The organism is Rathayibacter rathayi, assembly GCF_004011095.1.
GTDB classification, from domain to species: Bacteria; Actinomycetota; Actinomycetes; order Actinomycetales; family Microbacteriaceae; genus Rathayibacter; species Rathayibacter rathayi.
In genome coordinates this window covers 2,497,457-2,522,664 of the sequence record NZ_CP028129.1, presented here as the reverse complement: position 1 = coordinate 2,522,664, position 25,208 = coordinate 2,497,457, and the positions used below count along the sequence as shown (strand labels likewise).

Below are 25,208 nucleotides of genomic sequence, written 5' to 3'. Positions count from 1 at the left end.
ACACGGGGCCGGGGGACGCCGCGGGCCGCGATCTAGGGTGAGGAGATGCATCCGCTCGACGCCCAGGATCCGCTCGCTCACTGCCCGGAGCTATTCGTCCGCACCCCCGAGGTCCGCTCCTACCTCGACGGCAACTCCCTCGGCCGGCCACTGCGCGCGAGCGTCGCCCGGCTCGCCCGGTTCGCCCAGGAGGAGTGGGGTGGCCGCCTCATCCGCGGCTGGGGGGAGGGCTGGCTCGAGATGCCGCTCAAGGTCGGCGACGCGCTGGGCTCGGCGGCGCTCGGAGCCGCCGCCGGGCAGACGATCGTCGCCGACTCCACGACGGTGCTGCTCTACAAGCTCGCCCGAGCGGCGATCGCCCGCCAGGCGGAGCGGGGACGCGACGAGATCGTCGTCGATATGGACAACTTCCCCACCGACCGCTACGTGCTCGAGGGCATCGCGGCCGAGACCGGCAGCACGTTGCGCTGGATCACCTCCGACCCCGAGAGCGGCGTCGGCCCGGACGACCTCGCTCCCGTGCTCGGCGAGTGCACCGCGCTCGTGCTGCTCAGCCACGTCGCCTACCGCTCGGGCTTCCTCGCCGACGCTGCCGCGATCACTGCGCAGGTCCGCGAGGCCGGCGCGCTCGTGCTCTGGGACGCCTCCCACTCCGTCGGCTCGGTGCCGCTGGAACTCGACGTGTGGGGCGCGGATCTCGCGGTCGGCTGCTCCTACAAGTACCTCAACGGAGGGCCGGGGGCGCCGGCCTGGGCGTACGTCGCCTCCCGGCACCAGGGCTCGCTCGCGCAGCCGGTACAGGGCTGGATGGGCGTCGCCGACATGTTCGAGATGGGTCCGAGCTACCATCCGGCCGAGGGGATCCGGCGATTCCTCAGCGGGACGCCGCCGATCACGGGGATGCTGGCGATGCAGGACATGATCGCGCTGATCGCGTCGGTGGGCATGCCCGCGGTCCGTGCGAAGTCGGAGGCGCTGACGGCGTACGCGCTCGAGCTGGCCGACGCGTGGTTGGTGCCGCGCGGGGTGCGCGTGGCGACTCCGCGCGACCCGGCCCGGCGCGGCTCGCACATGACGATCGTGCACGAGTCGTTCGCCGCCCTGGTGCCGCGCCTGCATTCGCAGGGAGTCGTGCCGGACTTCCGCGACGGCATCCGGATCGGCCTCTCGCCGCTCTCGACCACCTTCGCCGAGCTGGAGCTGGGAGTGGCAGCTGTGCGCGACTCGCTGGGCTGATGGCCCAGGGAACCCCGAGCCGTCGAGGGAGCCTCGGACGGCGGGTTCCCTCGACGGTCCGGGGTTCCCTGGGCGCGGAGGGGTCACCGCGCCGTGCGTGTGCGGCGGGTGTTCTCGCGCTGGAGGGCCTCGATGAGTTCGGCTTTGGACATGCGGGAGCGGCCGGGGATGTTCAGGCGCTTGGCGAGGGCAAGCAGGTGTGCCTTGGTGGCGTTCGCGTCGACTCCGCCCGCCGTCTCGCCTCCGGGGGAGTGGCCGTGGCCCTCGGCGCCGGAGTCGGAGGGGCCGCTGTCGGCCTTGCGCTCCCAGTGGTCGCCGACCTTCTCGTACTCGTGCTTGAGCGCGGCGAAGGCCGTGCGGTGCGCTCGCTCCCCCTCTCCGTAGCTCTCGACGGCCGAGTCGTGCGCGGCCGACCACAGCCTCTGCGCGTGCTTGTCCGAGCGCTCGATGGTCGACGGAACCTGTTCCTCGCGGGGCATAGCCGCCTCCCTCTCGTCGCTCCCGACGCTACGACGCACTGGTCACCCCAACCACCCCGTTGACGTCCGCCGCGAGATGCCACTTACGCGCGCGTTCTGCGGCGTGTCGCGCGCATAAGTGGCATCTCGCGGGAGGGGGGAGGGGGGAGAGGCGGGAGGGGGAGGGGTCAGCCGAGGAGGCGGGTGTGGAGGAAGTCGCTGGCGAAGCGGCCGGACGGGTCCCACTCGGAGCGGAGGGCGCGCCACTCGTCGAGGTGCGGGTAGAGCGGCGCGATCTCGTCGGCTCCGGCGAGAAAGTGCTTGCCCCAGTGCGGGCGGGCGCCCAACGGCAGGAGCGCGCCCTCGACGGCGGGGAGGACGGCGTCGACGCCGGCGCGGTCTTTCTTGAAGGTGAAGTGCACGCCGACGCTGTCGCGGCCCTCGGCCGGGGAGAGCCACTGGTCGTCAGCCGCCATCGTGCGCAGCTCCGTGATCAGCAGGACGTCGTCGATCCGCTCGCCGATTGCGCGCAGCGCCACGATCGCCTCGCGGACGTTCGTGCGCGGCACCATGTACTCGCTCTGGATCTCGTCGCCCGCGCTCGGCTCACGGTCGAGGCGGAAGTGCGGCAGACGCTCCGACCACGGGCCGACCGATCCGCCGAACGGGTTGAGATTGGAGTCGACGCCCTCGGAGACGGCGAACAGGCTCGCCGAGGCGGCGACGGCACCCAGGTGCGTCGCGTCGACGTCGGCGACGGATCCTGCGGCCACCTTCGTCTTGAGCCACAGCTGCTCGACGGTTGGCGACGACCAGTGCGTCATGAGGCTGACGCTGTAGGCCGAGGAGGTGATCGCGTCGAAGTCGTCGAGCACGCGCTCCCAGGGCAGATCGACGAAGGCGTCCTGGCGAACGTTGAAGGTCGGCTGGATGTCGAGGGTCACGCGGGTGACGATGCCGAAGGAGCCGAGGCCGACGACGACGCCCTCGAAGCCGGGCTCCCCGCGGCGAATCGTGCGCAGCGAGCCGTCGGCGGTGACGAGTTCGAGAGCCGAAACGGCGGAGGAGAGATTCGCGTTGCGGTCGCCCGAGCCGTGCGTGCCGGTCGCGATGGCGCCGGCAACCGAGATGTGCGGGAGCGAGCCCATGTTGTGCAGGGCGTAACCGTTGCTGTGTAGGTGTGCGGCGAGGACGCCGTAGCGGGTGGCGCCGTCAACGGTGACGGTGCTCGCCTTGGCGTGGATCACGGGATCGGCGGCGAGGCGGCCGAGGTGCAGCAGGGCGCCGGGGGTGTCGGGCAGGGAGTTGAAGGAGTGACGGCTGCCGAGGGCGCGAACGCGCTCGTTCTCGCGGACGAGGCGCTGCACCTCCTCGACCGACTCCGGCTCGATGATGGCGGCGGCGCGGTACTCGTAGGTGCCCGCCCAGTTGCTCCGTGAGGTCATGGATCCATTCTGCCGGGTGGTCGCCCTTTTTGTTGTTGAGTGCAACGAATTGAGTGTCATGCCGGTGAGGACCCGCTGGAGGATGCGCTGTGGAGCGTGCGCGGGCTCGTTCGGCGCGTCGGGCTTCGCCGCCCGCAGCGACCACGCCCCGCCCTCCGTCTGCGCGCTCCTCCGGCGGGGCGGGATATTGGGGGCGAGAAGGTGGCGAGCAGCAGACCGCTCCCGACGCTCGAGAGCGTGATTCAGCCATTCAGCCGGGCGATTCAGGCGTTCAGCCAGGCGATTCAGGCCGAAGGTGTTCGTTACCGAGGTTCAGAGGGCCGGAACGGACCCTGGAGGAATATCAGGAGCGCTCGATCTCGGTTACTGACGGTCACCGACCGCGCTTCGACCGCCGCGGCCGTTGTCGAGTCACTTGCTCGGTCGCTCCGCCGTCTCACTCCGCTGCGCGCGGGAGCGTCACCCGGAAGCGCGCGCCCACCGGTCCGGCCTGCGCCACGAGGTCACCGCCGAACGCCCGAGCCAGCCCGCGGGCGATCGGCAGGCCGAGGCCCGAGCCGCCGTCCGCGCGGTTGCGGGCGTCGTCCAGGCGGACGAGACGGTCGAAGACGCGCTCGCGGTCGGCTTCGGCAATGCCGGGGCCGTCGTCGTCGACGGTGATCGAGACAGAGTCGGGGTCGGCCTCGACGGACACGTCGATCTGGGAGCGGGCGAAGCGAGCGCCGTTCTCGAGGAGATTCCCGAGCACCTGGCCTAGCCGGTCGGCGTCGGCGCTGACCAGCGGCAGTTCTGCCGACCGGTGCAGCCGGATCGCGAGTCCCGGGCAGCGCAGCTCCTGGCGTTCGACCGCGGCCTCGGCGACGCCGGCGGGGTCCAGCGGCCGCGCCTTGACGGTCAGGCCCTCGTCGAGCCGCGCCATCAGCAGCATGTCCTGGATCAGGCGGCCGGCGCGCAGCGACTCCCGGACGACGTGCACCGACAGGCGCTCGCGCTCCTGCTCGCCGCCGTCGGCCCGCACCAGCGCGTCGGCCGCGGCCTGGATGCCGGCGACCGGCGTCCGCAGCTCGTGCGCGGCGTCCGAGACGAAGGCGCGCATCCGCTGCTCGGCCGCAAGGGCGGTCGCTTCGGCGGCGAGCGCGGTGCGCTCGGCCTGCTCCAGATCGTCGAGCATCTCGTCGAACGCGGTTGCGGTGCGGCCCAGCTCGGTGCGCGGGCGGGAGGGGCGGAGGCGTCGGCCGCGGTCGCCGTGCGCGATGTCGCGGGCCACGTCGGTCATCCGCTCGAGAGGCCGGAGGGTCGCGCGGACGACGACGATCAGCGCGAGCGCGGCGAGGAGCAGGAACACGGCCGACGCGGCGAGCAGGATCCCGTTCAGCTGCGCGAGGGTGCTGCCCACCGAGCCGGCCTCGCTGGTGAGCTCGAGGCGGGTCCCGTCGCTGAGGGTCGACTCGAGGGTGATCAGCTCGGCGTCGGCGCTGACGCTACTGGAGACGACGGTGACGGCGGCTCGCGGGGTGACGGCGTCGGAGGGGGAGCTCGGGCCGGGCGGCGAGGGCGGCTCGCCGAGCGGGTCAACGGCGCCGGGGCCCAGGCGCAGCTCCTCCGGGCTGGGGCCGGCGACCACGTCCTCGCCCTCGGGGCTCGTGATCCGCACCGAGACACCCTGAGCCGAGAGCCGGGAGGCGAGAGTGTCGTCGGGGATCGAGCCGACCAGCGCGGCCGCGGTGGAGGCGCGGTCCTGCAGCCGCTCCTCGATCTGGTCGCGCAGGCGCTCGCCGAGCACCGCCTGCACCGTCGCTGAGAGCGCGAGCAGCAGCACGGCCAGCAGAGCGAGCACGGCCAGCACGGTGCGCAGGCGGAGGGAGCCCGTGCGCAGGGCGCCGGGCTGGGCGCGGCTCACGCTTCCACCCGGTAGCCGAGGCCGCGGACGGTGTGCACGAGTCGGCCGCCGTGCGCCTCCATCTTCTTGCGCAGGGAGCTGAGGTGTACCTCGACGAGGTTCGGGTCGACGTGGTCGTAGCCCCAGACCTGCGTGAGGATCTGCGTCTTGGTCAGAGTGCGGCCGCGGTTGCCGGCGAGGAAGGCGAGCAGGCGGAACTCGGTGGCGGTGAGGTCGAGGGCGACGTCGCCTCGGCGCGCGCGACCCGACTCCGGATCCACGACGAGATCGCCGATCTCGATGACGGAGGGGATGCGGCCTCGGCGACGGAGCACGGCGCTCACACGTTTGACGAGCTCGGCGAGCACGAACGGCTTCACCACGTAGTCGTCCGCGCCCTCGTCGAAGCCGCGCAGGCGGTCCTCGACGGCGTCACGGGCAGTGAGCATGATCACAGCCGCGTCGCTGCTGCGCCGAATCCGCTGGGCAAGAACGATGCCGCTCGGGCCGGGGAGCATCCAGTCGAGGATCACCAGGTCGGGAGCGAAGGTGTTCAGCTCGCGGGCGAGGTCCTCCCCGGAGACGAGTCCGCGGACGGTGAAGCGCTCGCTCCGCAGCGCGGCTTCGACGGAGGAGCGGATGGCGTCGTCGTCCTCGATGAGGAGCACGCGGGCGGAGGAGGGCATGCGCTCGAACCTAGGGGCAGCGGATCGGGGCGCACCAGGCGTGTGCTGTGGAGGGTCTGTTCTTCAGTGCTGCTTCAGATTCGCCTTCGAATCTGACAAGGAACCGGTCGCAACCGATCCCGAACGGAGTCGGCACCGGGCCGGAACGAGGAGACACCCATGACCGAGTCGATCACCCCCACCGAGAAGGGCTCGAGCTTCGGGCCGCGGCGTCCCAGGAAGCGCCCACTGAGCATCGGCCTCATCGCCGTCGGCGCCCTCGGACTCGTCGCGTTCGGCTCGACCGCGGCTTTCGCCGCCGCGCCGTCGAGCACGCCGACCGCCGATGCTGCTGCGCTGCACTCGACCGGCGCCCCTGCTGAGGGCACGGCGCCCACCCTGCCCGGCCCTGGCCTGCCCGAGCCTGGCCTGCCTGGCCCTGGCCTGCCCGGCCCTGGCTTGCCGGAGCCTGGCCAGTGCGGCCCTGCCGGACCCGGTGCCGCCGCTCTGCCTGCGCCGCCCGTCGACGGCTCGGCCCCGACGCCTCCGGTTGACGCGCCTGCGCCTCCGGCCGACGCGCCCGCGCCTCCGGCGCCTCCGGTTGACGCGCCCGCGCCTCCGGCGCCTCCGGTTGACGCGCCCGCGCCTCCGGCGCCTCCGGCTGACGCGCCCGCGCCTCCGGCGCCTCCGGCTGACGCGCCCGCGCCTCCGGCGCCTCCGGCTGACGCGCCCGCGCCTCCCGCGCCTCCGGCTGACGCCGCCGCTCCGACACCGCCCACCGATGCTCCGGCTCCCCCGATCGACGGCACCCTGCCCACGCCGCCCACCGCTGTCGACGGCACGGCGCCGATGCCACCCGCCCCGGGCGAGTGCGGTCCGGCCGGACCCCCCGCTCCGCCGGCTCCGGCTGACGGCTCCGCGCCCTCCGCGCCCTCGGCTCCCTCCGAGAGCACCACACCCGACACTGAGGATGCCCCCACCGGCAGCTGACCCCGTCGTGGGAACCCCGACGGCCCGGCGGACCAGGTCCCCGGGCTGTCGGCGGCCGTCAGCGCGAGAGGCCCGCCGCCGCTGAGCCCCAGGAGGCGAGGGCCGCGCGCACGCGCTCGTCGCGCGCCAGCGTCAGCGCCTCGGCGTAGCCCTCTTCCAGGACCTCGTCGATCCGCACCCGCGCTCCCGTCTCGGAGGAGCGGACGGCCGCCTCCACCATCGCGAGGCTCCGCACATTCGCGTGCACCTCGCCCGAGGGCACCGCCCCCGAGCCCAGCACTCGCACGAACTCGGCGAGCGAGCCGGCGATCTCCTCGGGCACGGGCACGAGCGACGCGACCTGCACCGCCTCCGACTCGCGCGACTGCCATGTCGGAGCACCGTCGCCGTCCCAGTGCGCCGTGCCGCCGGCGCCGTTCACCCGCCAGTCGCCGTTCCACGACGTCTCGAGGCCGTCGGCGCACCAGCTGCCGGTGTAGCTCAAGCGCACCCCGCCGGCGAACTCGAACACCGCGCTCGCCGCGGCTCCGTCGGCATACCAGCTCCAGAGAGGGTTGTACTCCTCGCAGTAGACCGCGACCGGGTCGCTGTCGAGCAGGTAGCGCGCCGCGTCGAAGGCGTGGATCGCCATGTCGACGAGCAGCACATGGTCCATCTCGTCGCGGAAACCGCCGAAGCGGGGCGCTTTCGCGAAGTGCACGGAGGCACTGCCCAGCTGCCCGAGCCCGGCGATCTGCTCGCGGAAGGCGGCAATCGAGGCGAAGTACCGGCGCGACTGGCTGGTCATCAGCAGCCGCCCCGAGGCCTCGGCGGTCGCCGCGAGCACCAGCGCTTCGGCGATGGTCGGCGCGATCGGCTTCTCGGAGAGCACGGGGAGTCCGGCGAACAGCGCCTCCGAGCTCACCGGCAGGTGCGCGCGCGGCACGGTCACGTTGACCACGGCGTCGGCGCCGGAGCGCGCGGCGACTTCGGCGACGGAGGTGCCGACCGCGACCGGGCCGACCCCCTCCTCCTCCGCCGCGGCCCCAGCGAGGTCGACGTCCAGGTCGACCAGGCCGACCAGCTCGGCGTCGGGGGAGTCGCGGACGGTGCGGATCCAGGCGCGGCCCATCGCACCGGCGCCGACCTGGACGAGGCGGAGGGTCATCGAACCAGCGCCCCCTCGTAGTCCTGGCCGTTGGAGAAGTCCTCGGTCTCGTACCGCTGCAACACCGGGAGGCGGCGCTCGGGGCGCGAGGAGCGCACCCACTCGACGCCGTTCGCGATCACGCGGCGCACCTGGGCCTGGTGGTAGACGGGGTAGTCCTGGTCGCCGGGGGAGAAGAAGAAGATGCGCCCGCGGCCGCGCTTCCAGGTCATCCCGGAGCGGAAGACCTCGCCGCCCGTGAAGGTCGAGAGGAACACCAGCTCGTCGGGCGCCGGCACGTCGAAGAACTCGCCATACATCTCCTGCTGCGGGATCACGAACGGATGCGGGATCCCCTGCGCGATGGGGTGCGTGGGGTCGACGGTCCAGACCAGCTCGCGGTCCTGCTCCGAGCGCCAGCGCAGCGTGCAGGTGGTACCCATCAGCGTGCCGAAGATCTTCGACCAGTGTCCGGAGTGCAGGACCACGAGACCCATGCCCGAGAGAACGTGGCGCCGCACGCGGGCGACGATCTCGTCCGAGACGTCGCCGTGCGCCAGGTGGCCCCACCAGACGAGGACGTCGGTGGCGGCGAGGACGTCCTCGGTGAGTCCGTGCTCGGGCTCGTCGAGTGTGGTGGTCGAGACGGATGCGCGCTCGCCGAGGTTCTCGCGGATGCCCTCGGCGATGGTGCTGTGCATTCCGTCGGGATAGATCGCGCGGACCTTCTCCTCGATCTGCTCGTGGCGGTTCTCGCCCCAGACGAGGACGCTGACGGGGGAGGAGGGTGTGGTCACGGTGCTCCTTCTTCGACGGTGGGTTAACCGCTTTACCGGCTGCGTCTCCTAGGATGCGGGAGGCGTTCGCCCCGCGTCAACCACGGCCGGGCCGCGCGAGCGGAGGAGGCGCGGTGGCCACGATGAGGGACGTCGCGCGCCTGGCAGGCGTCTCGATCGCGACGGTCTCGTTCGTCGTGAACGACACCAAGCCTGTCTCGCCCGAGACCCGCGAGCGGGTGCAGGCGGCCATGCGCGAGCTCGGCTTCCGTCCGCACGCCCTGGCCCGCGCCCTCGCACGCCGCCGCTCCGGGATCGTCGCGGTGGTCTATCCGCTGGTGTCGAGCCGCCCGCTCACCACCGCCACCTCGTTCCTGCTCGGGGCCGCCGAGGCTGCGGCGGAGCAGGACCACTCGATCGTCCTCTGGCCGACGGTCGGCGGATCCGAGCGCCTGGCCGACCTGCGCGCCGACGGGCTGATCGACGGCGTGGTGTTGATGCAGGTCACCAGCGAGGACGAGCGAGTCCCGGTCCTGCGCGACTCCGGGACGCCCTTCGCCCTGATCGGGCGCACCCGCGATCCGTCGGCCCTCGACTGGGTCGACATCGACTTCGAGGGGATGGTCGCGGAGGCGCTCGGCCGGCTCGCCGGTCTGGGGCACGCGCGGGTGGCGCTGGTGCTCGGTCCGGACCGCGACGTGACCGGCTTCGGGCCGTATGTGCGGACGCAGGAGGCGTTCTCGCTGGCCTGCGCGGCGCGCGGACTCGAGGGCGTGCTGCTGCGCTGCGAGGAGTCGCCTGCCGGCGGCCGCGCGCTGGCCCGTTCGTTCGATCCTGCCGCCGCGACCGCCGCCGTGATCGTGAACGGAGGCGCCGCTGTCGGCTTCGCGCACGAGCTGCGACACCGTGGACTGCGCGTCCCCGTGGACCTCTCGATCGTGCTGCTCGCATCGGACCCCGACGTCGCCGACCTCGCCGACCCGGCCCTCGATCTGCTCGTCGCGCCCGGCCGCGAGCTTGGCCGCCGCGGGGTGGAGGCGCTGCTCGCCCGCCTGGCGGACCCCGACGCGCCGCTCCTCCAGGAGCGCATCGGCGGCCCCTGGCGCGCGGGCGGCTCGCTCGCGCCTCCGGCTGCACTGACGTAAGGCCCTGCTCCGGCGTGGCGGATACCTCGAGAAAGAAGATGTCGATCATGCGGCAGCGGCCGCGGGCTCTGGTGGCATCCCGATGCCCTCGGCATCGAGACCGCGGACGGTTTCGACGGGGCGATGGTCGTCCCGCGCGCCGCTTGCACTACGCCGCTCGGCAGGGGCCTCGATCGTCTGGCGAACTCGCGAGAGATGTCCTTCATCCAAACCTTCGCCATCAATGCCCGACATCACCGTCCTCGTGTCAGCACCTGATGAGAATCACCGCTGCGCGAGAACATGTTTTGCGTTGAGCTTCATTTTCACTCATCAGATCGATGCGAGCGCGGGAATTTGGCTGCTTTTCGCCGCACGCGTGGTTGCCTCGGCCATTGTTGTACTTGCCGCACTGCTCACGCGTCAAGCGTCCCCTCTTCGAGGTCGAACTCTGCTTCTCGCGGTTGGTATCGGGTTGCTTGACGTCATCGCTAATGTGACGATGGTCTGGGCTTGTGTAGAATTTAGGTTGAGTGCCACACATGCCTGGGTCAGAGGAATCTTCGTTGAGCGTGCAACGGTACTTTGCATAGGCCTCCTCTTCATTCCAGTCGCCATCGAGTTTTTCGAGACACTAAGTCCTAATTGGTCTGCGCCAACGGCGTCCTACTTTGCGCCTTTGCGACGATAGTAACTCCCGGGTTCCTGATGCCGTGCTGACGGCAGACTAGGCTGTCGCGCAGGATCAAGAAGGGAACGTTTCATGGCTCAGATTAGTGTTACGCCGGAAGAACTGAAGCAGCAGGCTCAGGTTTACACTCGCTCGAAGGAAGAGATCGAGCAGGCTATTCAGAAGGTGAGCCAGATGAACTCGACTATTGCTGAGCAGTGGAGGGGTCAGGCGTTCCAGGCGTATCTCGTGCAGTACAACCAGCTGTCGGAGAGCGTGAAGAAGTTCGAGGATCTGCTGGTGAACATCAACGAGCAGTTGAACAAGTACGCGGACACCATTGCTGAGCGTGACGCGCAGGATGCGCAGAGCTTCGGCTTCTAGCAGCTTCCCGGGAGCAGAAGACTCGGCACGGCGATCTCGCCTTGTTCGAGGGTTGTGTCCAGGTGCGCTTACTGTCGCGGTGACGATAAGCGCACCGGCCTTCGCATTCGTCACCGATGACGACGGTGAGGGGCGGCTGGACCTTGACACGAATGTTCTCGTTGACGAGTCGGTGGGCGCCGATTCTACGGGAAACTTCGCGATTCGTCGCGACCTGTTCCCCGTGAATGTCTCTGCGAGGGCGCAGGAGAAGCAAAAGGCGACGGCTGACCGGCTGACGGTCGCCAACACCCTGGCGCTACTCGCCGCGGGACGCGTTCAAGGCGACGCACGAGGAGAGCGAAGCGTCTCCCGTGACGTTTACCACCGCGGGCTGCGGTGGCGGCGCCGACGGTGCTAGTGGCGGTGGGGGTGCGGGCGAGGACAAAGCGGGCGGCCGAGGGCGCGGGAGCGCCGCTCGAGAGAGCGAAGACCGCCACAGACCCATTCAGTGAGCTACGACGCAAAGGAAGACGACCATGACCGACCTTCAGACTGACTCTGGGTCCTTGGGGAGCCGCACGTTCTTGCCGTTGGGAAGTGTGGTGATTCTGAACGGTTCGGTGAAGAAGTTACTGATCGTCAGTCGAGGGTCGGTTGTGAAGGATCAGTTCTTCGACTATGGCGCGTTCCTGTTTCCGGAGGGCATGATTGACGCGAATATCGTCTATTTCAGTGGCGACGACGCTGTGAAGGTGGTGTATGAGGGCTATCGCGACGTTGATGACGAACTCGTGCGCGAGATCCTGAACAACGCTTACCTCCGGTTCCAGCAGGAACATCGTCCGCCGGCGGCTGCTCCTGCGACTGTTCCTGCGTTGGTCGCGCCCGCGCGGGTCGCGGCCGATGACCTCTTCGCTGGTGTTCGCGACCTCGGAGTCGACGATGAATGAGGAACAGGCGTTGGCTCAGGTGCAGGAACTCGACGACATTATCGCGCAGCTGGACACGGTGCGTGGTGAGGCGGAGGAGTTCCGGGTCGATGACTATAAGGATGCGGGCGGGGCGCTGTGGGCGGGGCAGAGTCGCACCAGTTTCACGGATGCTCTTGACGCGGCTAGGTCGGATCACGCGCGAATCAGCGACCAGATCGGACAGGCCATCAGTGACTGCAAGAGCAAGCAGCGCGCGCTCGCGTTCTCGATCAACCCGCTCGAGCATCCGATCCTTTCCGCGCAGGCTGTCGCGATAGCCCTGACCTGAACGAGACGTAAGAGGGGGTAAGAGATCATGGGTGCAGATACGCGAGGCGTTCGTGACGGTTTCCATGAGGAGACCCGGTCGGTGTCTACTCTGACGTCCTGTGTGGCGGAGGCGGGCGGTGGAGGGGATTGGGGTGGTGACTTGAATGTTCCGGGGGTCACGGTTGTGTCCGAGATCTCTGCGGGCCTGTCCGCCCTGGTCGCGTCGTATGGTGCGGCGGCGGGAAAGGACACGGTCGAGTTCGACCAGCTCGGAGTGAGTATTGAAGTGCAGGATGCGCAGGTGTGTGAGGTGTCGCAGTGAGCAGCGTGGTGGAGTTTTCTGCGGATTCGTGGCAGGCGTCGTCTCCGGGGTTGCAGAAGAGTCTCGCGGAGCGGGGGGAGGCGCTTGATGCGCTCTTGCAGGGGCTCGTGAATCTGGCCGAATCGGGGACTATTAGTGGTCAGGGTGCGGATGCGATGCGCGCGTATATTCGGGAAGTGCATGTCCCGATCGTGCAGTCGCTGCTGGTGTGCCTATCCACGTTCCAGACCGCGATTGGCGTGTATTGGAGCGGGTATTCCCAGGTGGACGCGGACGGGAATTTCCGGCTCGTGAACGATGAGTACGACGCGCACCTCACCCAGCTTGATACCGGTATCGGGCGGTTGCGGGGGTTCGCGGCCGACTTGCGGTCGATTGCTGCTAGCGCGTCGCATCTGGTGTCGCTGGACGGCGCTGGCGCTGGCGCGGCCGATGCCGCTGCTGAGGGTTTCGAGCGGATGCGGTCGATCGCGAAAACTCAGCAGGAGACGTGGGCCGCGTATGAAGCCACCGATCCGGGGTTCACTCAGGTGAAGAACCTGGTGGCGGAGGTGAACCGGGTGGTCGCGAACCTGGGGAGTCTCACGGTCGGGCAGGGACGCTCGTATCTGCCGGGGAGCTTCACTCTGACGTTGCGGACGTTGGGGGAGCTGACCGGCGGGATGCTGGAGTATTGCCAGCAGAACCGGGAGGTCGCCTCCGACGGGTGGCAGGCCGTGTTCTCCGGGTACGTCGATGACGTTGAGGCGGACGCGGAACGCCAGCGCAAGGAAGACGCCGTGTCGGGTCTGCTGTGGGATGGGTTGCAGATCGTCGCGGGCGCGGTCGTTGTCGCGGTGGGTGTGGTGGGGACGCCGTTCAGCGCGGGCGTGAGTCTCGCGTTGGCTGGGCTGGGCGGGTCGCTGATCGCCGGGGGTGTGAACAGTGCGATTGATCACGCCACCATCGCGTCCACGGGCGAGGGCTTGAACCTGGTCGGGATGGCCAGCCAGGGCATCGGCCAGTGGTATGACGTCACCCTCGCGCAACCCGCGATCGCGTCCGGCGATCAAGACTTGCAGTTTCTCGCCGGTGCCGGGTCTGGGTTGGGAGACCAGGTCAGCGGAGCGCTGCAGCTGAACATGCACGACACGGTGACCGGTGTGTTCACCCTCGCGACCAACGGCGACGCGTTCTCCCAGTTGTGGAACCAGCTGACCACTATCGCCGGGAAAGCCGCCTCAGGAGACGCGTTCGTCCTCGGCCAGATCGCCGGGAACCTTCTCCCACTCGGCGCGCTGACGAAGGCCACCACACTCGACAACCTGCTCACCAAAGCCGACGACCTCGGAGGCCTCATCACGAAGTCCGACGACCTCGGGCGTCTGACCACAAAGGCCGACGACCTCGGTTTCGGGAACCCCGTCACGATCGCCACCGCGAGTGATGCCACCAGCGCACTGGACTGGCTGAAGAACCATCTCGGCGCGGGAGGGGTGACAGTCAGCGACGAATTCACGCCCACAATACGACCATTAGACCCGATTGACGGGTCGACCGTGAAGTCGTATTCTGTCGACCAGCCGGGCGGTAATGACGTTCCGGGTCCCGTGAAGCAGTATCGGACTGGTTGGTTGCCGAAGCGTGGTGAACCGAACTCTTTCGGGTACGATTCTGACGGGGTTCGTCTTCCCTACGCGAATAGTCGCCCTGATTACGTGCCCGGACAAGTCGAAGAGGTGTGGAATGCTACCCGGGATAAACAATTGGCCGACATTGAGGCCGGCCGTCTGGGGTCTCCGCCGAGTCTTCCGGGTCCGGATCAGCTCTGGGTCAAGAACAAGTCAGGCGACTGGAAACTCATCGAGTGGCGACCCGGAGAACCCCGCGCTGGCCTCTGGGACATGGGACACATCCCCCGGGCTGAATATTCCAAACTTCGAAACCAGTACCTCAGCCACAAGATTACGAAGGAAGAATTCTTGGACGAATATCATAACGCGGAAAAGTATCAAGTTGAAGATCCGGGCAGAAACCGGTCGCATATCGACGAACAATTAAATTAGATAGGATGATTAGATGGCTTCGCTGCTGCACACTACTAAATATGGAACATATGAAGAGTTTTGTGCCGTCTACGACCCCGCTACCATACCGTTCGACGCAACTGCTGACGTAGATGAGCTCCTCGGCGACGCGATGCTGAATAAGGATCCTCGGGCGCGGTTGGCGATCGCGAATCGTCTGCTCGATGATGGCGCGGATCCGAGTCTGGTGAGCACGAGCGGTGATCGTATCAATGTGTTGCATGCGTTGTGGGGTCGCGCGCGGGATCGTGACCCTGAAGCGGAAGCGGCGCTGATCGCACGGTTGTTGGACGGCGGGGCGGACATCAACCTGCGCTCACCCAGGTTCGGCCTTCCACTGACGATGCTTGTCACGGATATTTCGGCCAGCCGCGAATATTTGCGGGCCGCGTTTGCTGCGGTCACGGCGCACTCTCGACCCGACTTGACAGCGCATGTCGATCGGCGTCGTCAGGCCAGCGTGGGGCAGTATCTTGCGGAGAACATGTTTGGTTTCATGCGTGATGAGGTTCGTGCGTATGCTGCGGCGTCCGGGCAAGATATCGACGTGATCTCATGAGACGGGAGCAGGGTATGGAGATTATTCCTCAGGCGGGGGCATGTCTGATGACGGTGAACGCGTGGGAGGGTCGCGCTCCGGTGCGGTGGATGCTGCGGGAGAGGTCGAACGCACCGGTCGACAATGGCTGGCGGATTATGAGCGCGGCGGACAGCAGCGAGTACCTCGCCGACTCGGACAACTGGCGCATCACCGATTTCAACGATGCGTGCGAGATCGAGCCCGCGCTGATCGGTATCTACGATCTCCCGGTGGGAAGCGATCTGCAGATCGTCATCGACGAGCACGGCACACGCATCGTCGACACGCCGACCGGTCGAGAACTGACACCCGAGAGGATGTACGTCCCGCCAGGACACCGACGCTGACCTTCGTCTGTCTCCCACTCGCTCGGCCGACACCGCCCTTCGTCCGGTCGAGTAATGCTGCGGACAGAGTCGATCGGATGCGTCTGCGGCACGCATGAGCCGGCGGGCCCCGGGTACGATCCAAGTGTACACGGGAGGTTAGCGATGATATGGCAAGAGGCACTTCTGGTTTTGGCTCGGGACAGAATCAGTCGAGGTCGCTCAAACCCGGAACCTGCTCGAAATGTCGGAGAGTTCGTGAGATTTGCGGCGTCTGTCTGCGGTCTTTTCATTCCGGCTGACTTCGCCGAAGTCTGGAAGATTCAAAACGGGTTGGAGCACGACGGTAACGTCTTTTATCAGGTCGACGCGGAGTTGAGTGACCACATAAACCCATTGGAGGTCTCTACGAACAATGCGATCATCGCCAGCAACATAATCTGGCATGAGGTCGAAGAGCAGCGCCGCTACACCTTTCTCGGGGACGGGAATATCGACTGGTTCGTCTACGAGATCGAGCGCGAGAAGTACCTAATACTCGACAAGCCCTCTGCCGAAGAGATGGAGATGTTCGACACTTTCGATGAGTTCTTCTCTGCGATCTTGACGCGCTGGGTCGACCAACGCTAAAGCCTCGTGGTTTCGCTGGCTGGTTCGACAAGCGCATTGGGGTAGGGTCGCGTCGACGGGGTGGGAGGCTCTCTTCGCGGGGTATGTCGATGATGTGAACGCAGAGGCGGAGCGGAAGCGGACCGAAGACGCTCTGTGGGGTACAAGGCGCCGGCAAGCAGTGTTATTTCCCAGGTGGCCTGGAACGGCTCGTCGAGCTTGGATATCTTGAGGAGATCAAGTGACAATTGAGGACTTTGTTCAGCGGATGAGTGTGCTCGGCTTTAGCCGCGAAGCTGCACTTGCCACGGTCTGGATTGCTTCCAATCCACGAGACCTCACGGGGCGTGAGTTCAACATCGTTCCTGGCGATGACGATCAATATGAGATCCTCAAGCCCAGCGATAGAGCTGGCTACTTCCCCGCAATGACGGATGACGGTGGCGACTTCAAGGGAACCTTGGACGAAGCGTTTGAGTACATTCTGGAGGTCAGCAAGCGGAGGAAGCTTCGGCTAGAGGCGTAGCCGATCGTGAGACATGACCGACCAATGTCGAGATTGCGTCGGCCGGGCTCGTGTTGGTGTGCGAGGGGCCTGGCCGGTCGATCTCGACTTTCACCCAGATGTTCGGGAAGGCCTTGATCCTCCCGAGTGCCCTTGTTTCCGGTTGCTCACAGCAACTTGATGTCGAATCCTTGCGAGCGTTGTCTGGAGCACGAACACCCGCGGCTCCGGGAACCGCCTCGTGATGCAGTCGGACGGCAACGCCGTCATCTACGGTCCCGATGGCTCCGTGAAGTGGCTCACGGGCACCCGTGGCAGCGATCTCCGCCTCGGCCTGGCGAACAACGGCGAGCTCGTCGTCGTGGACTCGGTCTCCGTCCTCTGGACGAGCCAGGTCGCGCTCCCCTCCAGCAGCCTCTCCGCGCCGAACGGCCTCGACGCGGAGAGCCTGCTCCGCTCGGTGAACGGCGCCTACCGTGCCCAGATGCAGGGCGAAGGCAACGTCGTCGTCTCTGGCGGCTCGGGGCCGGTCTGGTCGACGGGGATCTCCGCGCGGGGCAGCTCGTTTAACGCCTATGACGAGGGTCTCCTCGCCGTCGTTACCGACGGCGGCTCCGGAGCCTGGACCGCGTCGGCCTCGCCCTCGTCGGTCGGACCGTATCGCCTGGTGATGCAGGACGATGGCAACCTCGTGCAGTACGACGGGTAGAACCGAGCCAGCTGGTCGATCCGCTGATCGCGCTGTTCCGGCTGGGTTACGGGACGATGAGCTACGGGACGATCGAGTCGATGTACCCGCCGTCGACACGCACGGCGGCGCCCGTGGTCGCCGAGGCGAGCGGCGAGGCGAGGTACGCGACCATGTGCGCGATCTCCTCCGGCTCGATCAGGCGCTTGAGGAGTGACTGCGGCCGGTGCAGGCGCATGAACTCGCGCTGAGCCTCCTCCCACGGCAGCTCGCGGTCGACCAGCTCGTAGACGAAGTCCTCCACACCGCCGGTATGCGTCGGGCCGGCGAGCACACTGTTCACCGTCACACCGGAGCCGGCCGCCGCCTTGGCGAAGCCGCGTGAGACGCCGAGCAGCGCCGTCTTCGACACTCCGTAGTGGATCATCTCGGCGGGCGTGACGACGGCCGAGTCACTGCCGATGTAGAGCACGCGGCCCCAGCCGCGCTCGGTCATCCCCGGCAGGTAGGCGCGGGTGAGGCGGACGCCGGTGAGTACGTTGACCTCGAAGTAGCGGCGCCACTCGTCGTCGTCGATCGAGAGCGGATCGGCGGACCCGAAGATCCCGAGGTTGTTGACGAGCACGTCCACGTCGGGGGCGGAGCGGAGGAGGGCGGCCGTGCCCCTATCGGTCGACACGTCGGCCGCGACTCCGCGCACCCGCGCCTCCGGGACCGCTGCCGTGACGGCCTCGATCGCCCGGCGGATCGACCGCTCCGACCGGGCATTGACGATCACCTCTGCCCCCGCCTCGGCGAGCGTCGTCGCGATCGCCAGCCCGATGCCCTGCCCCGACCCCGTGACGAGGGCCGTCCGCCCCGTGAGATCCAACCCGATCATGCTGCTCCGCTCCGCACCGCCGCCCGCCGGCCGCGCTCGGGACCGAGCATGCCACTGAGCCCCGACATCCGCCGCCCCTCGCCGCCGTGCCGCCGCCCTGGCTCCGCCGCTCACCCCGAGTGGTGGCGCCCGATCGGCAGCACCAGCGGCGTCCGCGAGACCGGGTCCTCGATCACGCGCGACTCCATCCCGAAGACCGCGCGTACCGTGTCCGGCGTCACCACCTCACTGGGCCTACCCGAGGCGTAGAGCGCACCGTCGCGCACGGCGACGAGGTGGTCGGCGTAGCGGGCGGCGAGGTTGAGGTCGTGCAGCACGATCACGATCGTCGTGCCGCGCGAGCGGTTGAGGTCGGTGAGCAGGTCGAGCACCTCGACCTGGTGCGAGACGTCGAGGTACGTCGTCGGCTCGTCCAGGAGGAGCACGTCGGTCCGCTGAGCGAGGGCCATCGCGATCCACACCCGCTGCCTCTGCCCGCCCGACAGCTCGTCGACGGGGCGGTCGGCGAGCTCGAGCGTGCCCGTGTCGCGCAGTGCCTCCTCGACGATCGCGTCGTCGTCCGATCCGGAGCCGCGGCCGAACAGCCCGCGATGCGGGTAGCGGCCGCGAGCCACCAGGTCAGAGACGGCGATTCCCTCCGGAGCGATCGGCGTCTGCGGCAGCAACCCCACCTGCTGGGCGACCAGCCGAGTCGGGAGCCGGTGGATCGCGCGGCCGTCGAGCAGGACGCTCCCGGAACGCGGAGTGATCAGCCGGGCCATCGCGCGCAGGAGCGTCGACTTGCCGCAGGCATTCGCGCCGACGATCACCGTGATCGCGCCGGGCGGCACGGTGAGCGAGAGCCCGTCGATCACCACGCGCTCGTCGTAGGCGAGGGTGACCGCGTCGGCGGCCAGGGTGTGCCGGGCATGGGTCACAGGGAGCCTCCTGAGCGGTTGCGGCGGGCGAGGAGCCAGAGCAGGAAGGGTGCGCCGAGCGCGCCGGTGACGACGCCGACCGGGAAGCGCGCGCCCGAGAACAGCGCACCGACGACGTACTGGGCGAGCAGGTCGGCGGCGAGCACCACGACGGCGCCGACCAGGGCGGAGGGAATCAGGAGTGTGCGCGCGCTCGGCAGGATCCGCCGCGCGATCGGCCCGGAGACGAACGCGACGAACGCGATCGGGCCGGTGGCGGCGGTCGCGGTGGCCACGAGCCCCACGCCCACCGCGAGCAGAGCCAGCCGGCTACGCCGCACGTCGAGCCCCAGCGCGATCGCCGACTCGTCGCCGAGCTGCAACACTCCGAGCCGCCCCGAGAGTAGCAGCGCCATCGGCACCAGCACGAGCATCGCGAGCGCGAGCGGTGGGACGGACGGCCATGCCGCGGAGTTCAGGCTGCCGGTCAACCAGCGCAGCGACTCTTGGACGTCCTCGACGTCGGCGCGGGTCTGCACGTAGGCGATAACGCTCTGGAACATCGCCGCAACGCCGATGCCGATCAGGATCAGGCGCGCCCCGATCACGCCGCCGCCCTCGGCCAGCCCCGCGATGAGCAGCGCCGTCGCGAGCCCGGCCGCGACCGCGAGCACCGAGACCGCGCCTCCGGAGAGCCCGAAGAATGCGATCGCGACGACGGCCGCGGCGCTCGCGCCCGAGGTGATGCCGATGATGTCGGGGCTGGCGAGGGCGTTTCGCAGCATCGTCTGGAAGATCACGCCGCCCATCCCGAAGCCGACGCCCACGAGCACCGCGATGATCGTGCGCGGCAGCCGCAGCGTGCCGACGGTGAAGGAGGCGCCCGGCACCGTCTCCCCGAGGATCACGCGGACGACCTGCGGCACCGAGTAGAGGGTGCTGCCGACCGTGAGCGAGACGACGACGAGCGCCAGCGCGAGCACGAGGAGGACCACGCAGCCGAGCACCGTGCGGCGGCGGCGCAGGGCGCGACCGGCCGTGATGCCGACCGTGCACTTCGCTTCCGTAGCGTTCACGGCACCCACAGCGCTCGCACCGTCGAGCGACGCACGATCGCGATCAGCACCGGGGCGCCGATCAGCGCGGTGACGATGCCGACCTCGACGTCGCTCGGCCGGGCGATCACACGCCCGACCACGTCGGCGACGAGCAGCAACAGGGCGCCGAGCACAGCGGAGGAGGGGAGCAGCCAGGCATGGGCCGGCCCCGTCACTCGGCGCGCGAGGTGCGGGACGACCAGCCCGACGAAGCCGATCGGGCCGGCGATCGCGGTCGCCGCTCCGCAGAGCAGCACGGCGGCCAGCCCCGCGACCAGGCGGATGCGCCCGACGCGCCGGCCGAGGCCGGTCGCCAGATCGTCTCCGAGCGCCAGGGCGTCCAGGCCCCGCGCGCTCGCCACCGCCAGCACGGCACCGACCGCGAGGAACGGCAGGACCTGCAGGATGCTCGCGGTCTCGGCGCCGCCAACTCCGCCGACCTGCCAGAAGCGGAAGCGGTTCAGCGTCGTCTCCTGGGTGAGGAGGACGGCGCTGATCAGCGAGGTGAGGGCAGCGGCGGTCGCGGCTCCGGCGAGGGCGAGCTTGAGCGCAGTGGCGCCCTCGCGGCCGAGCGAGGCGACCGCGTAGACGAACGTTCCGGCGGCCGCCGCCCCGAGGAACGCGAGCCAGATGAACTGCGGCAGGCTCGTCGCGCCGACCCCGGCGATCCCGAGCACGACCGCGAGCGAGGCGCCGGAGTTGAGGCCGAGGATGCCCGGATCGGCGAGCGGGTTGCGGGTCAGCCCCTGCATCACGGCGCCCGCGAGCCCGAGCGCTGCGCCGACCAGGATCGCGAGGATCGTCCGCGGCACCCGCCCCTGCACCGCCGCGTCGACGATCGACGCCGGGTCGGGCGAGGTCAGCGCCGGCCAGACTTCGGCCAGCGGGATCTCGCGCGAGCCGTACACGAGCGAGAGGACCGACGCGAGGGCGAGGGCGATCAGCGCGAGCGCGATCAGCACCGCACGGGAGGGTGCGGTGCGGGTCACGACACCTTGTCGGCGGCTGCGGCGAGGCCGGCGGTGTACTCCTCCAGCACCCACGGGATGCTGAGCAGGTTGGGCGAGGAGGTGGCCATCGCGGCGGAGGAGCCGTCCTTCAGTACGTAGACGGAGCCGCGAGCGACGGCGGGAATCTTGGAGAGTAGCGGGTCGGCCTGCAGGGCGGCGAGGGTGGTGTCGTCGCCGTAGACGACGAGCACGTCCGCGTCGAGCTGGTCGGCGTTCTCGGAGCTGATGGTGCCGCTGAATGCCTCGGAGTTGCCGGAGAGCTTGGTGATGCTGGGGGCGACGTCGAGCCCCAGGTCTTCGACGAACTTCACCCGTGCGTCGTTGGGCGTGTAGTAGGTGAAGGTGCTCGCGTCGGTCGGGTCGTACCAGCCGTAGAGGAACGTGGTGCCCGCGAGCTGCGGGTGGGACGCGGTGGTCTGCGTGATCGCGCTCTCCACCTCGTTGACCTTCGCGACGGCCTCGTTCTTGAGTCCGAGCGCGGTGCCGTCGAGCGTCGCGGAGTCCTGCCAGGTGGTGCCCCAGGCCAGGCCCGGGTAGGCGATGGTGGGAGCGATCTGGCTGAGGGTGTCGTAGTCCTGCCGCGTGATGCCGGAGTAGGCCGAGAGGATCACGGTCGGGCGAAGGTCCGAGATCGACTCGAAGGGCACGCCGTCGGTCTCGTCGAACAGGGTCGGAGTCGCGGCGCCGGACGCATCGAGTGCCTGCTTCGTCCACGCGAGCAGGCCGTCACCGTCCTCATCGCCGTAGGAGGCGCGCGTGAAGCCAACCGGGGTCACCCCCAGCGCGAGCGCCACGTCCTGGTTCGTCCAGCTCGTCGCGACGACGCGATCGGCCGACTCGACGGTGGTGCTGCCGAAGGCGTGGTCGACGGTGACGGGGAGGCCCTCGCCGCTGACCGCGGCGGTGCTCTCGGCTGTGCCTGTGGAGCCGGCGTCGGCTCCTCCCGAGCATGCGGTGAGCAGGAGCGCGGCGAGCCCGAGCGAGGCGACGGCGGTGCGGCGGAGGGCGGTGCGGCGGAGGGGGGTGCGGGTGGCGGGCACGGCGATCCTTCGAAGGGTGACAGGGTTGCGAAGGTTACCCTAACCTAACTGCCTGGTTGAGGCCAGTGCCCGAGCGGTTCGGGTCACCCGACGAAGGCCGGCTGGCCTCTCAGCGGTGGTGCTCGGCGACCAGGCGGCGCAGGTGCTCGCGGGGCGCATCGACGATCCGGAGCGGGTCGTCGAGCACGAGGGTCGTGCGCCCGGGCCTGTACTCGGGCCAGCCCGGGTCGCCTGTGGCGGCGAACTCGGCCCACCGCGTCGAGATCTCCTCGCTCAGGTGGTGCGGAGTCGGCCCGATCATCGCGCGAGCGGCGTCGAGGCTGCGGAAGAGGAACGGCAGTTCGAGGGAGTGGGTGGCGCCGCGGGAGTCGTTGACGCGCCATGCGAACAGGGCGGCGTGCGTCGATCCGGTCGCCGCGGCCCGCGCGTCGAGTAGGCGCTGGCTCGGCTGCCGGTAGATCTCATCGCTGAGGCAGGCCTCGAGAGCCTCGGCATCGGAGGGGGCGCGGCCCAGTTCCGCCGCCAGCGCCTCGCGGTAGGCGGTCGCGTCCCCGCCCGGCAGCAGTTCGGCGAGGTGTCGGTCCAGCTGCGCGCGCAGCTCCGGGGAGTTCGGGGCACGCAGGTCGACGGCGCCGGAGCCGTCGTTCACGTTCGTCGTGATGATCAGGTCCACTCCGCTCGAGGCCCCCGCAGCGACGGCAGAAACCGGGTCGCGAGTCAGCAGGTGACCGTCGAGATTCGCCCGGAACACGGCCACCGTGTTCGGACCCGCCGCCGAGCGCCGGGCGAGCAGGCGGTCCTGAGCCTCGATCAGTCGCGGGCAGGGCAGGTCGAGGAGCTGCTCCGGCACCGCGGCGAGCAGGCTCAGCAGGTCGGCGGTCACCTCCTCGCCGTACTCTCGCGACCCGATCCGCTCGGGGCTCGCGCTCTGGAGCACCGCCCGCCTGAACAGGCCCGCGCTGCGGGGTGCCGCGAGCAGCATCGCGACCGACGTCGCGCCCGCGGACTGGCCCGCCAGCGTCACCCGGTCGGCGTCTCCTCCGAATGCCGCGATCTCGGCGCGGATCCACGCGAGAGCGGCGATCGTGTCGTGCAGGCCGAGGTTCGCGCAGCTGCGGAACTCGTCGCCGAGGAGGTGGTCGAGGGTGAGGAAGCCGAGCGCTCCGAGCCGGTAGTTGACCGCCACGACGACGCTGCCGGTGCGGGCGGCGAGGCGCGCCCCGTCGCAGAAGGGCTCGGCGTTGGACCCGGCGACGTGCAGCCCGCCGTGGATCCAGACGAACACCGGGCGATCCGCCGCGGTCTCGGGCGTCCACACGTTCACGGTGAGGCAGCCGTGCTCGCTCCCGCCCGCGGTCTGCGGGGCGGCCGGACCCGGGTCCCTCGCCTCCCGCCGTCCGCTCCACTGCTGTACCGGCGGTGCCGGGCGGAACCGCGGAGCCTTGCCGGCGTACGGCACGCCGAGGAAGGCACGCGCGACCCCGTCCGGCGTTTCGATCCTCCGCCCGCGCAGCCGCCCGGCCGAGACGACGGCCTCAACCATCGCGAGGGTCGTTCGAGAGCTTGACCATGCCGTCACCTCCCGTTCCGCTGGTCAGCGTAGGGGACGGCGCTGGCGCTGACCGATCCTGGCGCCGATCAATCCCGGCGCTGACCGATCCGGGCGCGATCAATCCCGGGCGCCGATCAATCCCGGGCGAGGGCGGAGCGAGAACCAGAGCGCACGAAGCCTGGCCCCTCGGCGCGCGCGGCGGAAGGGCTTGCCGGGATCCGTGGCGGGGGATTGGCTGGATACACGAGAGAGAGGTGTCACCCATGACGCAGACCTTCCCCGCTTGGTTACGGGATCAGCAGAAGAGGGACGACGAGGTCGGCCTTTTCGCGCAGGCCTTCGGCTCCCGCGACGACCTGCCCGAGCACGGTGGCCGCGCGATCTACGACGGCTACTTCGCCAGCGAGCCCGAGTCGGCGCAGGCCGACCTCGACCGGGCCTGGATGGAGTTCGAGGCGCACCCCGAGCCGTCCGCCACATCCGACGAGCCGGAGGGACTCCGATGAGCGACCAGACCCCGAGCCCGGTCGAGGATCCGCAGGACCAGGCCGACAAGCCCTCGCAGGCCGAGGGCGAGGACGAGCGCGACACCCCGCACGAGGTCCTTCCCGCCGAGGGCAAGCCGTCGAAGGCCGAGGGCTGAACTCCTGGGCTAGCTCAGGACTGCGCGGCTTAGTGCTGCACGACCGTCAGTAGCTCCCGCGCCTCGGCGCTGTCCGGGTAGTGAAGGAGGACGCGCTCCAGATCACGGCGTGCCGGCGCGCGGCGCCCGTCCGAGAGGAGGGTGCTCGCCCGCTCGAGCAACGCCTCCGCGCGGAGTTCGACGGGCCGGGCGCTGGTGACGGTCGGGCGCACAACGCGATCGAAAGCGTCGAGAGCGCCCGTGATCAGCCCGAGTTCCCGCAGCGCGACGCCACGGCGGATAAGGACGGCGGCGGAGGCCGCGTCGACGTTCTCGATCGGGGCGGAGAAAGCAGCGACATCGTTCCAGCGGCGGCGGGCGAAGTAGAGCGCGGCGAGCGTGGACGCCGCGAGGGTCGATGGCTCCAGCGTCTCGACGGACGCCGCCGCAGCAGCGTGATCCGTCGAGGCGACCAGCTCGGCGTAGAGCAGGCGCAGCGCGGAGGAATCGAGCGGTACTTCTACGTCGAGGCCGCCGCTGATGGGCAGGCGGACGGTCAGCGCGATCCCGTAGCGGCGCAGGAATGAGTCGGCGGAGGGGTCGTAGCGCAGTCGGACGAGCCAGCACGCGAGACGCACCGCGCGGTCGTCAGTGGGGGAGTGCAGGGCGTCGCGGACGAGTTCGACGACCGCCGCAATGCGGGAGCCCTCTGGCGAGCCGGCCGTCGCCTCGTGCAACTCGGGGGCCGGTGCCCCCGACCGCACGAGCCGCAGCAGCGGCGCCTCCCACGCCGGAGCGAGCGCGGAAGGTCGGACGAGGCCCGGGCCGCCGGGCATACTCAGCCAGCCGGACAGCCGCGAGCTGCGGCCACCGCGGAACAGGGGATCGCCGACAGGCCGGAGGCGGGGTCGCGTGAGAGTGCGGAGCTCCCCGCTCCGTCGGAAGCCGACTACCACGCCCTATCCCCTCCCGCACGCGACGGCGGCGGACGACCGTCGGACGCTTGAGTCTACGCTCCGCCGCGCCCGAGGCCCCCGGA

At 69.4% G+C, this 25,208-nt stretch carries 28 protein-coding genes; 14 read left to right on the top strand and 14 right to left on the bottom strand.

Translation table 11 applies throughout. The features are described 5' to 3' along the window. The first annotated feature begins 45 nt into the window (after positions 1 to 45). Entirely contained in the window at positions 46 to 1,236 is a 1,191-nt protein-coding gene (locus C1O28_RS12170) for a kynureninase (protein WP_097167592.1), read from the top strand. An 83-nt stretch (positions 1,237 to 1,319) separates the two neighbouring features. On the opposite strand, the gene C1O28_RS12165 is transcribed toward C1O28_RS12170, so the two are convergent. From C1O28_RS12165 to C1O28_RS12140, 6 genes are all read right to left on the bottom strand, one after another. Next, positions 1,320 to 1,715, bottom strand: a complete 396-nt coding sequence (locus C1O28_RS12165; protein ID WP_097167591.1) for a ChaB family protein — start codon at positions 1,713 to 1,715, stop codon at positions 1,320 to 1,322. Positions 1,716 to 1,882: 167 nt separating this feature from the next. Further along, positions 1,883 to 3,139 (bottom strand): D-arabinono-1,4-lactone oxidase, encoded by a 1,257-nt coding sequence (locus C1O28_RS12160; protein ID WP_097167590.1) that lies wholly within the window; start codon positions 3,137 to 3,139, stop codon positions 1,883 to 1,885. A 436-nt stretch (positions 3,140 to 3,575) separates the two neighbouring features. Next, positions 3,576 to 5,039 carry a sensor histidine kinase gene (locus C1O28_RS12155; protein ID WP_097167589.1) on the bottom strand — a complete coding sequence of 488 codons (1,464 nt, stop codon included), beginning with the start codon at positions 5,037 to 5,039 and terminating at the stop codon, positions 3,576 to 3,578. After that, positions 5,036 to 5,704, bottom strand: coding sequence for a response regulator transcription factor (locus C1O28_RS12150; RefSeq protein ID WP_097167588.1), 669 nt, complete (start codon positions 5,702 to 5,704; stop codon positions 5,036 to 5,038). The genes C1O28_RS12155 and C1O28_RS12150 overlap by 4 nt, the downstream gene beginning before the upstream one ends. Positions 5,705 to 6,731: 1,027 nt before the next feature. Then, the gene (locus tag C1O28_RS12145; RefSeq protein WP_097167587.1) at positions 6,732 to 7,820 is read right to left on the bottom strand and encodes a Gfo/Idh/MocA family protein; all 1,089 of its coding nucleotides are present in this window, start codon (positions 7,818 to 7,820) and stop codon (positions 6,732 to 6,734) included. Next, positions 7,817 to 8,596 carry a ThuA domain-containing protein gene (locus C1O28_RS12140; RefSeq protein ID WP_097167586.1) on the bottom strand — a complete coding sequence of 260 codons (780 nt, stop codon included), beginning with the start codon at positions 8,594 to 8,596 and terminating at the stop codon, positions 7,817 to 7,819. The genes C1O28_RS12145 and C1O28_RS12140 overlap by 4 nt, the downstream gene beginning before the upstream one ends. 122 nt (positions 8,597 to 8,718) lie before the next feature. Here C1O28_RS12140 and C1O28_RS12135 point away from each other — a divergent pair, with 122 nt between their 5' ends. Next, positions 8,719 to 9,720 (top strand): LacI family DNA-binding transcriptional regulator, encoded by a 1,002-nt coding sequence (locus tag C1O28_RS12135; protein WP_237398265.1) that lies wholly within the window; start codon positions 8,719 to 8,721, stop codon positions 9,718 to 9,720. Positions 9,721 to 9,765: 45 nt separating this feature from the next. Here the strand turns inward: C1O28_RS12135 and C1O28_RS12130 are convergent, their stop codons facing one another. Further along, complete coding sequence (locus tag C1O28_RS12130) at positions 9,766 to 9,954, bottom strand: hypothetical protein (protein WP_127821523.1); 189 nt, start codon at positions 9,952 to 9,954, stop codon at positions 9,766 to 9,768. A gap of 508 nt (positions 9,955 to 10,462) precedes the next feature. Between C1O28_RS12130 and C1O28_RS12125 the strand changes: the two genes are divergently transcribed. From C1O28_RS12125 to C1O28_RS12085, 10 genes are all read left to right on the top strand, one after another. Further along, positions 10,463 to 10,753, top strand: coding sequence for a WXG100 family type VII secretion target (locus tag C1O28_RS12125; protein ID WP_097167584.1), 291 nt, complete (start codon positions 10,463 to 10,465; stop codon positions 10,751 to 10,753). 518 nt (positions 10,754 to 11,271) lie between these two features. Further along, positions 11,272 to 11,685, top strand: coding sequence for a DUF4176 domain-containing protein (locus C1O28_RS12120; RefSeq protein WP_097167582.1), 414 nt, complete (start codon positions 11,272 to 11,274; stop codon positions 11,683 to 11,685). Further along, entirely contained in the window at positions 11,678 to 11,995 is a 318-nt protein-coding gene (locus C1O28_RS12115; RefSeq protein WP_097167581.1) for a hypothetical protein, read from the top strand. The genes C1O28_RS12120 and C1O28_RS12115 overlap by 8 nt, the downstream gene beginning before the upstream one ends. A 165-nt stretch (positions 11,996 to 12,160) precedes the next feature. Beyond that, on the top strand, positions 12,161 to 12,298 hold the full coding sequence (locus C1O28_RS15220) for a hypothetical protein (RefSeq protein ID WP_164861118.1): 138 nt from the start codon (positions 12,161 to 12,163) through the stop codon (positions 12,296 to 12,298). Continuing rightward, positions 12,295 to 14,343: a GH-E family nuclease gene (locus C1O28_RS12110; RefSeq protein WP_104249167.1), complete on the top strand. Its 2,049-nt coding sequence runs from the start codon at positions 12,295 to 12,297 to the stop codon at positions 14,341 to 14,343. Before C1O28_RS15220 ends, C1O28_RS12110 begins: the two co-directional genes overlap by 4 nt. Positions 14,344 to 14,356: 13 nt before the next feature. After that, positions 14,357 to 14,923, top strand: a complete 567-nt coding sequence (locus C1O28_RS12105) for a hypothetical protein (protein ID WP_104249166.1) — start codon at positions 14,357 to 14,359, stop codon at positions 14,921 to 14,923. A gap of 14 nt (positions 14,924 to 14,937) precedes the next feature. After that, the gene (locus tag C1O28_RS12100; protein WP_097167886.1) at positions 14,938 to 15,291 is read left to right on the top strand and encodes an immunity protein Imm33 domain-containing protein; all 354 of its coding nucleotides are present in this window, start codon (positions 14,938 to 14,940) and stop codon (positions 15,289 to 15,291) included. 237 nt (positions 15,292 to 15,528) lie between these two features. Further along, on the top strand, positions 15,529 to 15,900 hold the full coding sequence (locus C1O28_RS12095) for a YrhA family protein (RefSeq protein ID WP_097167885.1): 372 nt from the start codon (positions 15,529 to 15,531) through the stop codon (positions 15,898 to 15,900). A 220-nt stretch (positions 15,901 to 16,120) separates the two neighbouring features. Continuing rightward, positions 16,121 to 16,405: a hypothetical protein gene (locus tag C1O28_RS12090; protein WP_097167884.1), complete on the top strand. Its 285-nt coding sequence runs from the start codon at positions 16,121 to 16,123 to the stop codon at positions 16,403 to 16,405. Between the two features lie 220 nt (positions 16,406 to 16,625). Beyond that, on the top strand, positions 16,626 to 17,093 hold the full coding sequence (locus C1O28_RS12085) for a hypothetical protein (RefSeq protein WP_127821522.1): 468 nt from the start codon (positions 16,626 to 16,628) through the stop codon (positions 17,091 to 17,093). Positions 17,094 to 17,154: 61 nt separating this feature from the next. On the opposite strand, the gene C1O28_RS12080 is transcribed toward C1O28_RS12085, so the two are convergent. From C1O28_RS12080 to C1O28_RS12055, 6 genes are all read right to left on the bottom strand, one after another. Then, positions 17,155 to 17,949 carry an SDR family NAD(P)-dependent oxidoreductase gene (locus C1O28_RS12080; protein WP_097167890.1) on the bottom strand — a complete coding sequence of 265 codons (795 nt, stop codon included), beginning with the start codon at positions 17,947 to 17,949 and terminating at the stop codon, positions 17,155 to 17,157. Positions 17,950 to 18,062: 113 nt separating this feature from the next. Continuing rightward, positions 18,063 to 18,869, bottom strand: coding sequence for an ABC transporter ATP-binding protein (locus C1O28_RS12075; protein ID WP_097167882.1), 807 nt, complete (start codon positions 18,867 to 18,869; stop codon positions 18,063 to 18,065). After that, positions 18,866 to 19,924 carry a FecCD family ABC transporter permease gene (locus C1O28_RS12070; protein ID WP_181024697.1) on the bottom strand — a complete coding sequence of 353 codons (1,059 nt, stop codon included), beginning with the start codon at positions 19,922 to 19,924 and terminating at the stop codon, positions 18,866 to 18,868. The genes C1O28_RS12075 and C1O28_RS12070 overlap by 4 nt, the downstream gene beginning before the upstream one ends. Continuing rightward, positions 19,921 to 20,934, bottom strand: coding sequence for a FecCD family ABC transporter permease (locus C1O28_RS12065; RefSeq protein ID WP_165770577.1), 1,014 nt, complete (start codon positions 20,932 to 20,934; stop codon positions 19,921 to 19,923). The genes C1O28_RS12070 and C1O28_RS12065 overlap by 4 nt, the downstream gene beginning before the upstream one ends. After that, complete coding sequence (locus C1O28_RS12060; RefSeq protein WP_097167880.1) at positions 20,931 to 21,995, bottom strand: iron-siderophore ABC transporter substrate-binding protein; 1,065 nt, start codon at positions 21,993 to 21,995, stop codon at positions 20,931 to 20,933. Before C1O28_RS12060 ends, C1O28_RS12065 begins: the two co-directional genes overlap by 4 nt. Positions 21,996 to 22,104: 109 nt before the next feature. Continuing rightward, the gene (locus C1O28_RS12055) at positions 22,105 to 23,538 is read right to left on the bottom strand and encodes a carboxylesterase/lipase family protein (RefSeq protein WP_097167879.1); all 1,434 of its coding nucleotides are present in this window, start codon (positions 23,536 to 23,538) and stop codon (positions 22,105 to 22,107) included. 272 nt (positions 23,539 to 23,810) lie between these two features. On the opposite strand from C1O28_RS12055, the gene C1O28_RS12050 reads away from it, so the two are divergent. Beyond that, positions 23,811 to 24,053, top strand: coding sequence for a hypothetical protein (locus C1O28_RS12050; protein ID WP_097167878.1), 243 nt, complete (start codon positions 23,811 to 23,813; stop codon positions 24,051 to 24,053). Next, positions 24,050 to 24,190: a hypothetical protein gene (locus C1O28_RS15215; protein ID WP_160487604.1), complete on the top strand. Its 141-nt coding sequence runs from the start codon at positions 24,050 to 24,052 to the stop codon at positions 24,188 to 24,190. The genes C1O28_RS12050 and C1O28_RS15215 overlap by 4 nt, the downstream gene beginning before the upstream one ends. 29 nt (positions 24,191 to 24,219) lie before the next feature. Here the strand turns inward: C1O28_RS15215 and C1O28_RS12045 are convergent, their stop codons facing one another. Further along, positions 24,220 to 25,125, bottom strand: coding sequence for a tetratricopeptide repeat protein (locus C1O28_RS12045; RefSeq protein ID WP_097167877.1), 906 nt, complete (start codon positions 25,123 to 25,125; stop codon positions 24,220 to 24,222). Positions 25,126 to 25,208: the final 83 nt, after the last annotated feature.